Annotated in this window: 1 protein-coding gene; it reads left to right on the forward strand. The window is 67.1% G+C overall.

Features of this window, described 5'->3' with window-relative positions:
• The first annotated feature begins 4 nt into the window (after window positions 1-4).
• On the forward strand, window positions 5-17341 hold the full coding sequence (locus ACE04A_RS21590) for a filamentous hemagglutinin N-terminal domain-containing protein (RefSeq protein ID WP_485820505.1): 17337 nt from the start codon (window positions 5-7) through the stop codon (window positions 17339-17341).
• The last annotated feature ends 8 nt before the right edge of the window (window positions 17342-17349 follow it).

A 17349-nucleotide genomic window follows, 5' to 3' on the forward strand; every position in this document is an offset into this window, starting at 1 on the left:
GACCATGAATCGCAATTCCCGCAGCCTTGCCCCCTCCGCTCGCCGTTCGCGCACGAAGAAAGACGCCGCCCTGCCCGCGCTCAGCACGCTGGCCGTGCTGATCGGCTCGCTAGCCTCTGGCGGCGCGCACGCCAACCCCACCGGCGGCAACGTCGTGGGCGGCGCGGCCACCATCATCGACCGCGGCAACGGCACGCTGGACATCAAGCAGTCGACCGGCAAGGCGATCATCAACTGGAAAGACTTCAGCATCGGCGCCAACGAGACGGTCAACTTCCGTCAACCCGGCGGCAAGAGCGTCACGCTGAACCGCGTGGTCGGCAATGACCCCTCGGCGATCTTCGGCCGCTTGAACGCCAACGGCACGGTCATGCTGGTGAACCCGAACGGCGTGGTGTTCGGCAAGGGTGCACGCATCGACGTGGGCGGCCTCGTCGCCACCACCGCGAACATCAGCGACAAGGACTTCCTGGCCGGCAACTACAAGTTCAACCAGGCCTCGTCCAAGGCCAACGCCGCGATCGTCAACGAAGGCACGATCAGCATCAAGGACAGCGGCCTGGCCGCGCTGGTGGCGCCGTCGGTGCGCAACTCGGGCGTGATCGAAGCCAAGCTGGGCCGCGTGGCCCTCGCGGGCGCCAAGACCGTCACGGTCGACTTCCAGGGCGACGGGCTGCTCAGCTTTGACGCCACGTCCACGGTCGGCGAACTGCCCAAGGACGCCAGCGGCAAGCCGGTATCCGCCCTGGTCACGAACAGTGGCGTCATCCGCGCGGACGGCGGCACGGTCCTGATGACCGCACGCGCCGTCAAGGGCGTGATCGACAACGTGGTCAACACCGACGGCATCATCAGCGCCCAATCGGTTGGCATGCAGAATGGCAAGATCGTGTTGTCCGGCGGCGATGCCGGCACCGTGAAGATTGCCGGCAAGGTCGACGCCACGGGCGTGGGCGCCGGCCAGCAAGGCGGCAAGGTCGTCGTTACCGGCGAACACGTGGACGTGACCCGCAGCGCCGCCATCGACGTCTCGGGCGCCGCCGGTGGCGGCGAGATTGCATTGGGCAGCCTGGGCGTGGCCCCGGACAATGGCTCGGCCGCGTTCAGCGACAAGTCGTCCACCGTCAAGATCGCGGCGGGCGCCACGCTCAAGGCCGATGCGCTTGTCAAGGGCAACGGCGGCAACGTCACGATGTGGTCGAACGACGCCACCGCCTTTGCCGGCAGCCTGTCGGCGCGCGGCGGTGAACAAGGCGGCGACGGCGGCTTTGCCGAAGTCTCCAGCAAGAAGAACATCGGCCTGACGGGCTCGGTGGACATGCGCGCGCCCAAGGGCAAGACGGGCCTGCTGCTGATCGACCCAACCGACCTGCGCATTGTCGATTCCGGTAGCGGATCGGGCGCGCTGGACGGCAGCGCCGGTGACGGCACCGTCAACGGCAGCGACGCCAACGCAGCCAACAACACCGTGTCGCGCGGCCTGTTGGAAAGCCTGGCCGGCACCACCAACATCAAGCTGGAAGCCACCGGCCAGATCACCATCGCGGACATGGCCGCGATCAATCTGCAAACCACCTCGGGCAACAGCTTCACGCTGCGCTCGACGCAAACGGGCGGCATCCGCTTCGAGAATTCGAATACGGAAATCAGCACCCAGGGCGGCGCCATCACGCTGGAAGCGCTGGGCGTGGGCAGCACGCTGAACAACATCGGCAAGCTGACCAGCCGGGGCGGCACGATCACGCTGAACGCAACCGGCGACATCAATCTGGCCAACGTCATTGACGCCGGCAGCGGCGCGGCGCTGGTCCGCACCAGCGCGGGCAACATCCGCAACGTGGGTGGCGCTAGCCAGGTGGTGGCGGGCAACACCGTCACGCTGGACGCCAGCGGCGGCAGCATCGGTGAAGCCGGCAACGCCGTCAACACCCAGACCGCGCGGCTGGCGCTTGCCACCGGCGGCAACCTGGCCGTGGCCAACCGCTCGGTGCTGAGCACGCTGGACATCACCAGCCGCCATGCGCAACCGGGCGTCAACAATACGTACGAGCTTGCGTCCAGCGGGCTGACTTTCTCGCTGACGGACAACGGCAGCTACCAACTGAACGCGGTCAACCAGGCCGGCCTGAACTTCTCGTTCACCGGCGACCGCACGCTCAACGTCGGCAACATTGCGCTGGGCACGGGCGCGCTGGCGCTGACGTCCACGGCCGGTGACATCCAGGCGCGCAACAGCCTCGGCAGCATCACCGCCGGCAGCATCGCGCTGAAGGCCACGGGCAGCACTGGCAACAACGGCGCCATTGGCTCGTCGGCCCTGGCGTTGACCACAAACACGGGCGCGCTGACGGCCGCCAGCGGCAGCGGCGGCGTGTATGTGAACAACCTGGGCAACTTGGCCCTGCGTTCGATCGACACCACCGGCGCGCTGTCCGTCTGGGCTGGCGGTCACTTGACCGTGGGCGCCATCAAGGCCGGCACGTCCGTCCTGAGCTCGGATATCGGCAACATCATTGATGATGGCGATGACGCCACCTCGATTTCCACCGGCATGCTGACGTTGTCGGCGCAGAACGGCGGCATCGGCGCCGCATCCCGCGCCCTGAAGACCAACGCCAACAGCGTGTCCGCCACCTCGGGCGCGGGCGGCGTGTATCTGGACAGCACCAGCGGCAACCTCACCATCACCCAGGCACAGGCCAACAACGCCGCGATCGTGATCAACGGCGCAGGCGCCCTGTCCGCCAACAACGTCAGTTCTTCGGGCGGCGCGGTCAACCTGACCGGCAACAGCATCTTCGCCGGCGAGATCAACGCGGGTTCGGGCAACGTCACGCTGACCGCGCGCGCGGGCAACATCACGGGATCATCGGCGTCGCTGATCACCGGCAACCTCGTCACCCTGCTGGCACCGGCTTCCAACAGCAGCTACACCGTGGGCACGTCGGGCACCTACCTGCGCACGGCGGCCGGTGAACTGCGCGCCACGGGCGGCAGCATCTACCTGAACCAGGCCCAGGGCTCGGTGTTGCTGGACGACCTGAAAGCCTACAACGGCATTTCGGTCATCGGCGTAGCCGACCTGACCGGCAACAAGCTGGACGCCGGCGCCGGAACCCTGTGGCTCAACGCCCAGGGCGGCAACATCCTGCGCGCCAATGCCAACAGCGAACTGCTGGGCAGCAGCATCAACCTGCAGGCCCAGCGCCACATCGGCACGGCCAGCGATCACATCAAGACCGCCACCACCAGCCTGATGCTGGCAAGCGGCGGCGACATCTATGTCGACAACCCCGGCAAGACGCTGACGTACCTGTCGGTCAGCAACACGCACGCCGACCCCGCGCGGCGCAACACGCTGCTGGTGTCCGCGCCCTACCTCGCGTTTGACGTCAACGACGATCTGGGCACCGCCTACGAACTGAAGCAGGTCTATAGCTCGTTGCTGAACCAGTTCATCTTCAGCGGCGACCAAACCCTGAAACTGGGCAACATCCGCGCGGGCAGCAGCGTTGCGCTGTCGTCCACGCAAGGCAGCATCCTGGACGATGGCATCGCGGATACGCGCGTTACCGCCAACTCCGTCACCCTTAGCGCCAACCAGGACATCGGCACCGCCGCCAATGCCGTCTCGGTCAACGCGCCCTACCTGTCGCTGAGCACGCGCGGCAACCTCTACGCCACCGACATCGCCGACCTTTATTCCCTGACGGTGACCGCACGCCACAAGGCCGAGGACGATCGCTACGTGCTGGACGTGCGCGCCCCGTCGCTGCTGTTCAACATCACCGATGACATCGGCGGGCACACGATTCACGAGATGCGCGATAGCAACTGGGTGAACTTCAACTTCACCGGTGACCGCGACATCACGGTCGGCAGCATCGACGCCGGCTACAGCGGCAGCATCTCGCTGAACACCACGGGCGCCATTCGCGACGACGGCGACAAGAGCACCCAGTTGCTGGCCAACTCGGTGTACCTGTATGCCGGCCGCGCCATCGGCGCCACCGGCACGGGCTATCTGGACATCCTGACCAGCAACCTGTCCGGCTCGGCCGGCAACGGCGGCTTCTACGCCCAGTTGCCCAAGCCCACGGGCGCCAACAACACCACCGGCATCATCACGCTGGGCAACATCACGGCGACCGACGCCGTGCAGATCGATGCGCGCCAGGGCGACCTGCTGCTGACCGGCACGGTGCGAAGCTGGAACGACGACGTCACGCTGAACGCGGCCAACGGTTCCATCCTGGGTAACGGCGTGGGCAGCGTGTATGCCGGCGGCAGCGACGTCTTCCTGACGGCCACGGGCGCGATCGGCGGCCTGTATTCGGGCAACGTGAGCTATGTGGGCGTGGGCGGCGCGGGCCTGGTCAACGTGCAGGCCAACGCAGGCGGCGACCTCTACCTGAACGGCGGCAACAGCAACATCAAGCTGGCGTCGCTGACGGCGGGCGGCCAGCTTGGCTACATGCAGTTCTCCGGCAACACGACGGTGGGTAGCGTGCAGGCCAGCGGACCGGCCTCGCTTGCCAACAGTTCGGGTTCCATCCTGGACGACGGCGACGCCGCCACGAAGATCCAGGCCAGCAGCATCGCGCTGTCGGCCGGTGGCGTGCTGGGCGCAGCCGGCGCCGCGCTGACCTTGCAAGCCCCCGACGTCAGCCTGACCAGCGGTGGCGACATCAGCGTCAACAACGAGATTGGCCTGACCCGTCTGGCCGTCACACGCAATGGGTCGAGCTATGGCTCGTACGCCATCACCGCGCCCAACCTGACGGCCTTCACGCTGACGGACGACGCTAACGGCATCCACCTGAAGGACATCGCCAGTTCTAGCAATCTGGACTTCGCCTTCTCGACCAACGGCAAGAACCTGCTGGTCGGCAACGTCGATGCCGGCGCGGCCGGCAAGGTCAGCCTGGTGTCGGCCGGCAACATCGCCAACGACGACCTGGCCAACCCGGGCGCGATCCGCGCGGCCAATGTTTCGCTGACCGCGGGGTCGAGCGGCTCGATCGGCTCGTCCGCCACCGACGGCACGCTGGCCCTGAACGGCACGTCGGCGCTGAGCCTGAAGGGCAATGACTTCTTTGTGGACAGCGACACCGTCCTGCAGAGCCTGGCCATCAACAGCCTGCGCGCGGCCGGCGGCACCAGCACCATCGCCATTGGCGGCGGCGCGGGCCAGACCATCCGCATTACCGACGACGGCACCACCCAGTACCTGGAACAGATCACCGGCGGGCTGACGGACTTCAGCTTTACCGGCCGCAAGAACATCCAGGTGGGCGACATCAGCGCCAGCGACTTGGTCAGCCTGACCACGGCTGGCGGCGGCGTCTATTCCAGCATCACCAGCGATGCCGGCTCCGGCCGTATCTCGGCCGGCACGGTCAAGCTGTCGGCCACCGGTAGCGACAGCTACACCGCGCGCAATGCCAACACGGGCGCCATCGGCAGCAGCGGCCGCGCGTTGCGCACCTTCACCAACAACCTGGTGGTCGTCAACAACGGGGACATCACCCTGCACAACAACGGTCGGGAACTTCGCAGCCTGGACCTGAACCTGACGCGCCGCGACGCCTACAGCGACACGATTTACGATACCAACGCCTATTCCTTTTCCGGGCTGGGCCTCCAATCGCTGTCGATCTCGGGTGGCACAACCCTGACGATCGCGGCGGACATGCCCGGCACCGCGCTGGCCATCAGCGCCGATTCCGCCATCACGACCGGCACGATCAATACGGGCGCCACGGGTTCGGTGTCCCTGACCTCGCGCTACGCGAACAGCGTGCTCAGCCCGACCATCTCACGCACGTCCGGCACGATCACCGGCAACAGCGTCACCTTGAATGCGCTGGGCACGAACGGCAGCGTGTGGGCGTCCACCAATACCGGTAACCTGACGATCGGGTCGGCGGGCAGCGTCACCGTCGCCAACGCCCAGCAGTTGTCGTCGCTGTCGCTAACGGCCAACCACAGCAACACCACCGGCACGCAGACGAATGCGTACAGCATCTCGTCCACCGGCCTGACCTTCGCGCTGAGCGATTCGACCAGCGTCAATGGGCTGACGCTCAGCAACGTCACCAGCGCGAACAATATGGCGCTGTCGATTGCGTCCGACCGCGCGCTGACCGTCAACAATGTCGCCACCGGCGCGGGCGGCTCCGTCACGCTGAACAGCAACAACATCTACGGCACCAGCAGCAGCGCCAGCAGCCCCAACATCACCACCGGCGAGCTGACGCTGAACGGCGGCTCGGTCACGGGACCGTACAACAGCAACCAACCGCTGTACGTCAGCGTCGACAAGCTGTCGTCGAACCTTCGCGGCAACCTGTGGTTGTCGAATAACAAGACGCTGACGCTGGGCAACAACAGCGCCCTCGGTTCGGCGCGCGTCAACGTCACCAACGGATCCATCCTGCAAGGCGCGGGCAGCAACTTTGTCACCCCCTCGCTGACGCTGACCGCCACGGGGTCCATCGGTGCCGCAGGCAATGCGGTGCAAACCGATACCCGCCAACTGACCACGCAGACCGGCGGCAACCTGTTCCTGAACAACGCGTCGAACCTGTTCAGCCTGAACGTCACGGCCAACCACGCGGACCAGGGCGTGAACAACACCGTCCAGGTGGCGGCCCAGGGCTTGACGTTCAACGTCACCGACACCGGCGCCTACAACCTGTTCGACGTGCGCGACACCACCGGTCTGCACTTCTCGTTCTCGGGCGACCGCACGCTGAACATCGGCAACATCGACACGGGCCCGGCCCATACCGTCAGCCTGGCCGCCAACGGCACCGGCAGCAACCTCGTCAACCTGTCGCCCACCTCGCACGTCACGGGCGATTCGGTGTCGCTGTTCGCCACCGGCCAGATCGGCGCGGGCTCGGCCGACAAGATCAGCACGACCACCAGCGAGCTCTACCTGACGGCCGGCAGCCACGTCTATGTAGGCAACGACCGCGACCTGTCCACCCTGTCGCTGTACGCGACCGGCGTGGCTCCTGCCACCTACGACATCACGTCGGACCAATTGGTGTTCGACGTCGAACACAACGGCCGCCTGGTCGTCAACGAGGTCCGCGACAACACCGGCGTGAACCTGATACTGTCCAGCAGCGTGGGCCAGGACATCGGCATCATCGATACGCTGCCCACCGGCACCGTCCGCCTGTCCACCAACGGCAGCATCCTGGGCAGCGCCGACGACAACCAGCGCATCACCGCCGGCCAGGTGTCGTTGACCGCACAGGGCACGGGCGGCATCGGCGCCGTGGGCAATGAAATCAATCTCTCCGCCCCGCTGTTGACCATCCAGAACACCGGCGACGTTTACATCGATTCCGACACGCACATTGATTCGCTGTCGCTGTACTCGATGGGCAACGGCGCGCGCACCTACAGCATCAACTCGCCGACGCGCGACAGGCAGGGCAACATCGGCTTTACCGCCACGGACGGCGGTAGCGGCAGCACGGCCGGCCTGGTGCTGGGCAACATCACGGACGCGGGCGGCCTCAACCTGAGCGTCAGCAGCGACCGCAACATCACCGTCGGCACCATCAACGTCGGCTACGACAACGTGTCGCTGACCGCGCGCAACAGCTCGCTGCTGGGCGATGGCGATGCCAACACCAAGATCGACGCCGCATCACTGACGTTGACCGCCAACACCGCCATCGGCGCCGACGGCGCCGGCAATGCCATCGACACCCGCGTCAGCACGCTGACCGGCCGTGCTCTCGGCGGCGGCGCGTACATCACGGTGGAAGGCAATACCAGCCTGCCCAGCCTGACGTCGGTGGGCGCCAGCGCGGTCAGCAATACCGTTGGCGACATCGAGCTGGGCTCGGTCAACACCAGCGGCAACGCCTTCACGGTCAACAACACCGGCGGCTCGATCCTTAGCGGCACGATCGTCAACGCCACCACCGTCAACCTGACGGCCAACGGCTCGATCGGCAACAAGAGCGCCATCCGCACCACGAATCTCACGGGTGGCACAACGACCGTCAACCTCAGCGCCAAGAAGACGGACACGGCGGACGGCAGCATCGCGCTGATTGAAACCTATGGGCTGCGCGCAGACTCGGTCACCGGCGATGGCAACATCACGCTGACGGCCGACACCGCCTACGCCGGCCGCGACCTGGTCGTGGGCACCATCAGCACCACCGATGGCGCGGTGGCGTTGACGACCAACCGCGGCAACATCGTCGGCGCTGACAACAGCAACCGCATCACCGGCAAGAGCGTCACGCTGACGGCTGATTACGGCTCGAATCGCAGCATTGGATCGGGCAACACAAGCCGCATTCATCTGGATACGCCGTCGCTGACGTTGAACACCCCGGGCAGCATCTACGTCGACAACCTGGCCGACCTGACCGATCTGACCATCAACCGGAACAACAGCGCGGGCAATCAGAATGGCAGCTATGGCTTCCTGACCATCGACGCCCAGAACCTGACGTTCAGCGGCGCCGACACCAGCAACAACACCGCGCTGACCATTGTTCGCGACACCACCGGCCTGAACTTCACGTACAAGGCCATCGGTTCGATCACGCTGAACGATATCAACGTGACGGCCAATGGCTCGGTCAACCTGTCGACCAATCCGTACTACACCACCGGCGGCTCCATCCAGGGCATGGTCAGCACGTCGAAGATCACGGCGGGCGACCTGACGTTGTCCACGGCGTGGGGCAACGCCAGCAACTCGATCGGCTCCGCCGGCAACGCCCTGAATACCCAGGTCAACAACATCTCGGCCACGGCCTCGGGCGGCATCTGGCTGAAGCAGGCGGGATCGATCAACCTGGGCAACCTGAGCGCGGGCGAAGACCTGTCGGTCACGACCACCACCGGCGACATTCTGGTTGGCACGGTCACCTACGGCACCGACAAAACGCTGACCCTGAATGCGCAGAATGGCAGCATTCTGGACGGCGGCGGCGCGATCACGGGTTCGGGCACCGGCGCCATCACGCTGACCGCGAAGAACGGCATTGGCACGAACGACGCGGCCGTCAAGATCGCCGCGCCGTACAACCCCGTGTCGGCCACCGTCACCGGCGCCGGTTCCTTGTACCTGGACAGCACCAACAACCTGCTGGGCGGCCTGACGACCTCGGTCGCCAATGGCGAAACGCGCGTCACGTCGACGGGCAGCCTGGTGCTGAACAGCATGACGTCGGCCACCGACGCGGCCGGCAACGGCATCTCGGTGAAGACCACGTCCGGCAACATCACCGTCAAGAACGTGCAGGCGGGCGCCACCCAGGGCCAGATCACGCTGAACGCCGAGAACGGCTACGTGCTGGCCGACGCGGCCGGCGCCACCATCAAGGCCTATGGCGTGGCGCTGAACGCGCGCTACGGCATCGGCGCGAACACCTCGACCGGCCGCATCAACGCAACCGGTCAACGCGTTGAAGCCACCACCAATGGTGCGATGTACCTGGCGGCGGACAACAACTCCGTCTACTCGTACCTGTCGGGCAGCATCATCGACATCGCGGCGGCCGGCAATTTGCAGATCGCCAACGCCATCGCCGGCAACGGCAGCGGCACGATCAAGATCGTGGGCAACGGCACGAACAGCCAACTGGTGGCCGGCAACATCGACGCGGGCACCGGCTCGGTCAATATCGACTACAGCAAGACCGGCAGCACCATCGTTGACGATCGCGAGGAATCCACGCGCATCATCGGCAATTCGGTCACGCTGAAGGCGGGCGCGGGCATCGGCGGCGCCGAAGGCTCGGCCGACAATCTGCAAACGACCGCTGCCCTCATCACGGCGGAAGTCACGGGCAACGGTTCCATTTACCTGGACGACAACCGCGCGGCCGGCACGACGCTGAATTCACTCATCACGCAGAACGGCGCCATCGGCATCACCACCGCCGGCCCCACGCTGGTCAACAGCGCCCTCACCAAGACCAACTCGGCGGACAACGATATCTCGATCGCCACGTCCAACGGCGACCTGTCGATCAACACGATCGACGCCATGGCCTCGGGCGACGTCACGCTGAAGGCGGGCGGGTCCATCCTGGGCGCGCTGGCGGGCAACCTGGTCTATGGCAACAGCCTGACGGCCACCGCCGGCGGCAGCATCGGCTCGGCCACCAACCTGGCCAACGGCACGGGCGGCATTGCGCTGCGCACCAACGTGGCGTCGCTGGGCGACCTGACGACCGGCGCCGACGGCGCGGTCATCGTGCTGAACAACGTGGGCACGCGCGCCTTGACGCTTACCGGCGACGTGACGCAGACCGGCGACAACAGCTCGGTCTACCTCCGTTCGTCGGGCGACCTGGACGCGCGTTCGGGCCTGTCCAACACCGCCGACAACCTGCTGCTGTCCTCGGCCGGCACGTTGACCGTTGCCGGCGCGGGCGTCCAGGCCAACGACACCGTTACCCTGGTGGGTACGCGTGACGTGGTCGCGGCCGGCGCCACGCCGCGCACCATCGCAGTCAAGGGCGACACGCTGAACTTCACCAGCGGCGCGGCAGGCGGCAACACGGTGTTGACCACCGAAGTGGCCAACGCCAACGTCAGCCTGACCGGCATCACCGCGCCGGCGAGCCTTACGCTGAACAACACCGGCGCGTTGAACGCCGCGCTATCCACGGCCAACGGCAACATCACGGCCAACGCCACCGGCACGCTGGATGTGTCGGCCACGGCCAGCGGCAACAACCGCACGATCGACCTGAGCTCGCAACACGGCGACCTGGCGTTCGGCCTTGTCGATGCCGGCGATGCGAGCGGTACCGTCATCCTGGCCGCCGCCGAAGGTTCGTTGCTGGGCGCGGGGATCAACCTCACCACCAACAGCCTCGACCTGACCAGCAAGACCGGCATTGGTGACGCCAGCGCGTCCTTCAACACGTCGGCGCGTTATCTCACGGCCAACGTCGTGGGTGCCGGCGACATCATCGTGGACGGCAACAGCGCCTTGACGCTGGGCAGCATCGCCACGGCGGACGGCCACATCCAGATCGCGGCCGTGGACGATCTGATCAGCACCGTCGGCCTTTCCGCCGGCAATCAGGGCGACATCTTCCTGGGCTCGGTGTTTGGCAACGTGGGGGTCAACCACGCCATCGCGAATACCGACGCCAACAACCTGATGGTGATAGGCGCGCAGATCGGTCTGGCTGCCGTCAACACCGCCGGGTCGCAAACCTATGACGGCGACGTCACGCTGAACGGCGACCTGACCGGCACGGCCATCGACATCACCGGCAACGCCACGCTGACCGGCGGCAAGCGCACGCTGACCGCCAACGGCGAAAACGGCGGCGTTACTGTCTGGGGCCTGCTGAACGGCGGCGGCCAACAAGCCGAGATCGTCGCCAATGACGGCGAGGTGATGCTGGGCGGCAACGCCAGCAACCTGGCCAGCCTCAACATCGACGGCGCCACCATCGACCTGCAGGGCGTCACCACGACCGGCGCGCAGCAGTACAACGGCGACACGACGCTGCGCGGCCAGTACATCACGAGCAACGGCGCCTTCGGTGTCGATGGCGACACCGTACTGGGCAGCGGCGTCAACGTGTACACGGGCAACGGCGCGGTCACGTTCACGGGCGACATCTCGGGCAACAAGGCGCTGAACGTCAACACCCAGGGCGCCATCACCTACGGCGGCGCCGTCAGCACGGCATCGCTGAACCAGGTGGGCACGGGCATCACCACCATCAACGGCGGCAGCGTCACCACGACCGGCTCGCAGTACTACACCGGCCGCGTGGTGCTGGGCGATGACACGACGCTGACCGGCAGCACCATCATCCTGGCCAACGGCGCGGATGGCGCCCATGCACTGGATATCAATGGCGCCGCGATGCTTGCGGGCGCCATCGGCGCCAACACCAAGCTGGCCAGCCTGACCATGAACGGCCCCGCCACGCTGACCACCAGCAGTATCGCCACCACCGGCAACCAGCATTACAAAAACGCCGTCTCGCTCGTCATCGACCAGTCTCTGTCCACCACCACCGGCAGCGTCACCTTCGACGGCACGCTGGACGGCGCCAGCAACCTTGCCATCACATCGACGGCAGGCGGCGACATCAGCTTCAACGGCGAGGGCAACGCCGGGCTGCGCCTGGGCAACGTCACGGCCAACACCGCGGGCGCCACCCGCTTCAACGGCGCGATGTACGCAGCGTCGGTGCAGACGGACGCCCCCGGCACGGTGGCCATCAACGCCAGCCGCATCGACACGACCGGCGTGCAGACCTTCCGCGAACTGGTGACGCTGGGCGCGGACACCGTGCTCAAGGGCAGCACCATCACGCTTGCCAAAGGCGTGAATGCCGCTGATGAAACGCAAGACCTGACCATCCAGGGCGATGCCGTGATCAACGGCGCGGTCGGCGCGGGCACGAACGCCCGCCTGGCTTCGCTGACGATCACCGGCAACACGCAGCTGGAGGGCGGCGCGATCAACACCGTGGGCGCACAAGCCTACCAAGGCAATGTCACGCTGGCCGATGACTTGGTGCTCAACACCAGCGGCGCGGCCGGCAGCAACGTCAGCTTCGGCGGCACCGTCGCCAGCACGGACGGCGACGCCAATGGCCTGACCATCAATGCGGGGTTGGGCAACGTCACGCTGTCGGGCAAGGTCGGCGACGACGCCGACGCCCGCCTGGGTGCGCTGGCCATCAACAGCAGCGGCGCCACCACGCTAGCCAGCGCGGTGTACGCGGCCTCTGTCACCACCAACACCGGCGGCACGCTGGCAATTGACGGCGGCCTGGTCGACACGACCGGCACGCAGTCCTACGGCGAACGTGCCGTGCTGAGCGCCAACACCGTGTTGAAGGGCAGCACGGTCACACTGGCCCAAGGCGCGGATTCGGTCGACGAAACCCAAGCCCTGACCATCACCGGCAACGCCGTGATCAACGGCGCGCTGGGCGACAACGCCCGCCTGGCATCCTTGACCATCTCTGGCACGGCTGACCTGAACGGCGGCAGCATCGACACCGTGGGCGCGCAGTCGTACCAAGGCAACGTCACGCTGTCCGATGACCTGGACATCTACACCGCCAACAGCAACGTTACGTTCAACGGCACCGTCGCCAGCGCTACCGGCGAGACGAACAACCTGAGCATCGGCGCGGGCAATGGCAACGTCAGCTTCGTGGGCGCGGTGGGCAACCCCACCACGGCCCGCCTGGGCGATGTGGCCATCAACAGCAGCGGCGCCACGACGCTGTCCGGCGCGGTGTACGCGGCGTCGGTCACGACCGATGCGGGCGGCACGCTGGCGATTGATGGCGGCCTGGTCGATACGACGGGCACGCAATCCTACGGCGAACTGGCCGTGCTGGGCGCGGACACGGTACTGAAGGGCAGCACCGTGACGCTGGCGCAAGGCGCGGATTCGGTCGACGAAACCCAGGCCCTGACCATCGACGGCAACGCCGTGGTCAACGGCGCGCTGGGCGACAACGCCCGCCTGGCCGCGTTGAGCATCACCGGTTCGGCCGACCTGAACGGCGGCACGATCAATACCGTGGGTGCACAGTCGTATCAGGGCAATGTCACGCTGTCCGACGACCTGGTGCTCGACACCAACGGCGCGGCCGGCAGCAACGTCAGCTTCGGCGGCGCCATCGCCAGCACGGACGGCGACGGCCACGGCCTGACCGTCAACGCGGGCCTGGGCAACGTCACGCTGTCGGGCAAGGTCGGCGACGACGCCAACGCCCGCCTGGGCGCGCTGGCCATCAACAGCAGCGGCGCCACCACGCTTGACGGCGCGGTGTATGCCGCCTCGGTCACCACCGACGCGGGCGGCACGCTGGGCATCAACGGCGGCCGGGTCGATACGACCGGCACGCAGTCCTACGGCGAACTGGCCGTGTTGGGCGCGGATACGGTGTTGAAGGGCAGCACCGTGACGCTGGCGCAAGGCGCGGATGCGCTTGACGAAACCCAAGCCCTGACCATCGACGGCAACGCCGTGGTCAACGGCGCACTGGGTGGCGGCACGGACGCCCGCCTGGCTTCGCTGACCATCACCGGCGACGCGGAACTGGGCGGCGGCACCATCAACACCGTGGGCGCGCAGGCTTACCAAGGCAATGTCACGCTGACCGATGATCTGGACAGCCGCAGCGCCAACGGCGACGTCAGCTTCGGCGGCACGCTGCTCAGCTCGGCCCAAGACGGCCACGGCCTGTCGCTGGCTTCCGGCGCGGGCAACGTGACCTTCTCGGGCGCGGTCGGCGACGCCGCCGATGGCCGCCTGGGCGACATCACCATCGCCAGCAACGGCGCCACCACGTTGGACGGCGCCGTGTACGCGGCATCGATCAGCACCGATGCGGGCGGCACGCTTGCCATCAACGGCGGTCTGGTCGACACGACCGGCACGCAGTCCTACGGCGAACTGGCCGTGCTGGGCGCGGATACCGTGTTGAAGGGCAGCACCGTCAGCCTCTTGGGCGGCGGCGACGGCGAACACGGCCTGACCATCGACGGCGACGCCGTGCTGAAGGGCGCGTTCGGCGCGCAAGACGCGCTGGCCAGCCTGACGATCAACGGCACGTCCAGCCTGGACGGCAGCATCGGCACCACGGGTGAACAGTCGTACAACGGCGCGGTCACGCTGGATGGCGATGTCACGCTGGCTACGCAAGGCGGCAACATCACGTTCAACGACAAGGTCGCCAGCAGCCAAGGCGATGGCCACGACTTGTCGCTGGCCACCGGCGCGGGCAACGTCACCTTCACGGACACCGTCGGCGACGACGCAGGTGGGCGCGTGGGCGACATCCGCATCGCCAGCAGCGGCGCCACCACGTTGGACGGCGCCGTGTACGCGGCATCGATCACGTCGGACGTTGGCGGCACGCTTGCCATCAACGGCGGCCTGGTCGATACGACCGGCACGCAGTCCTACGGCGAACTGGCCGTGCTGGGCGCGGATACCGTGTTGAAGGGCAGCACCGTCAGCCTCTTGGGCGGCGGCGACGGCGAACACGGCCTGACCATCGACGGCGACGCCGTGCTGAAGGGCGCGTTCGGCGCGCAAGACGCGCTGGCCAGCCTGACGATCAACGGCACGTCCAGCCTGGACGGCAGCATCGGCACCACGGGTGAACAGTCGTACAACGGCGCGGTCACGCTGGATGGCGATGTCACGCTGGCTACGCAAGGCGGCAACATCACGTTCAACGACAAGGTCGCCAGCAGCCAAGGCGATGGCCACGACTTGTCGCTGGCCACCGGCGCGGGCAACGTCACCTTCACGGACACCGTCGGCGACGACGCAGGTGGGCGCGTGGGCGACATCCGCATCGCCAGCAGCGGCGCCACCACGTTGGACGGCGCCGTGTACGCGGCATCGATCACGTCGGACGTTGGCGGCACGCTTGCCATCAACGGCGGCCTGGTCGATACGACCGGCACGCAGTCCTACGGCGAACTGGCCGTGCTGGGCGCGGATACCGTCTTGAAGGGCAGCACCGTCAGCCTGCTGGGCGGCGCTGACGGCCCGCATGACCTGACGATCGACGGCGACGCCGTGTTGAAGGGCCCGTTCGGCGCCCAAGACGCACTGGCCAGCCTGACGGTCAACGGCACGTCCACGCTGGGCCAAGGCAGCATCGCCACCACAGGCGACCAGTCGTACAACGGCGCGGTCACGCTGGGCGGCGACCTGACGGTGGCCAGCCGCAACGGCGACATCCGCTTCAATGACGCGGTTGACGGCACGCACGACCTGGCGGTCTCCGCCGGCAAGGGCAAGGTCGAATTCGCCGGCCCGGTCGGCCAAGGCTCGCGCCTGGGCGACCTGACGATTGCCGCCGCCGGAGACACCGTGCTGGACGGCCCGGTCCGCGCCGCCTCGCTGCAAACCAGCGGCAACGGCGACGTGCTGATCAACGGCGGTTCGGTCAACACCACGGGCTCGCAGCAATATGGCCAGCACGTGATCCTGTCGGGCGTCGACACCACCCTGACCGGCACCAACGTGCAGCTCAAGGCGGGCGTGGACGGCACCGAATCGGGCCAGCAAGGCCTGATCATCGCCGGCAACGCCGACATCCAGGGCGACGTCGGCGCCACCACGCCGCTGCGCGGCCTGGCCGTCCAAGGCACCACCACGATGGGCCCGGGCAAGGTCGTCACCACGGGCGACCAGGTCTATGCCGGCGCGGTCACGTTGACGGGCGACCGTGAACTGACCAGCAACACCGGCTCGGTCGTGCTGGGCAGCACGCTGGACGGCGGCAATGGCAACAACCTGGCCATCAATGCCGGCCGCGACGTGCTGGTGGCGGGCGACGCCACCGGCCTGGGTTCACTGACCTTGCGCGCCGTGGACACCATCGTGTTCAACGGCGACGTCAGCGCCTACCGCGTGCAGCAGTTGGAAGCCAAGTCCGCCAGCTACAACGGCGCGGTGCGCGCCACGGGTCCGGACGGCATCGACATCTCGGGCGGCACGGTGTCGTTCGGCAAGGACGTTACCGCCGACACGGGTTCCATACGTATCGCCAACACCGATCCGACCGGCACGACGAGCTTCGCCGCCGGCACCACGGTCAAGGCCGCCACGGGCTTCACCCAGACCGGCGGCGCCGGCCTGACGCTGCCCGCGCAACTGCTGGTGACCCAAGGCCCCATCAACCTGGGCGCGCCCGCCACGCTGCAAGGCGCGACGGCCACCATCAGCACCAACGGCGACATCACGGCCGTCGGCCTGTCCGGTCCGCAGACCGCGTTGACCCTGGCCACCGGCCCGCTGGGCGCGCTGCGCGTCGGCCTGAACGACGCCAACCTCAGCCACAAGCTGGACGTGGCCGAGCTCATCGTTCCCTCCGCCGGCTCGGCCGACGTGTGGGGCACGGTCGGTGGCAAGACGGGCGCCCTGGCGGCCTCTTCCATCAAGAGCTCGCTGGTGGGTTCGCCGTACTACCTGAACGGCGTCACGTGGGGCCCAACGGGCACCGTCGACCGCCTGGCCGCCATCACCGCGCCGCAGCCGATCATCCCGACCACGCCTACCGCCGACTCTTTGTTCCGTGGTACGGTCCCGTCTGATGGTTTCGGCCCGGATGCGCTGGGCGCGTACGCCGATCCGCAGGTGCTGCAGGTGGCCACCGCCAGCTTCAACTGGCTGCTGCCTTCCGGCGACAACGCCATGCTGAACGTACCGACCGGCAACAACTCAGTCCTGCAAGCCCCTGGCAGCAGCCCGCAACAACCCGTCGCCGAAGGCAACCCGTCTTCCGACGACGAGCGTCGCGACAACGACGCGCAATCCCGCACTCTTTGATTCGACAC

Source organism: Achromobacter colocynthidis (genome assembly GCF_057334535.1).

What these genes read in the sequence shown, in the direction of transcription:
- ACE04A_RS21590 (WP_485820505.1), top strand. Translation starts at nt 5, where the DNA reads ATGAATCGCAATTCCCGCAGCCTTGCCCCCTCCGCTCGCCGTTCGCGC.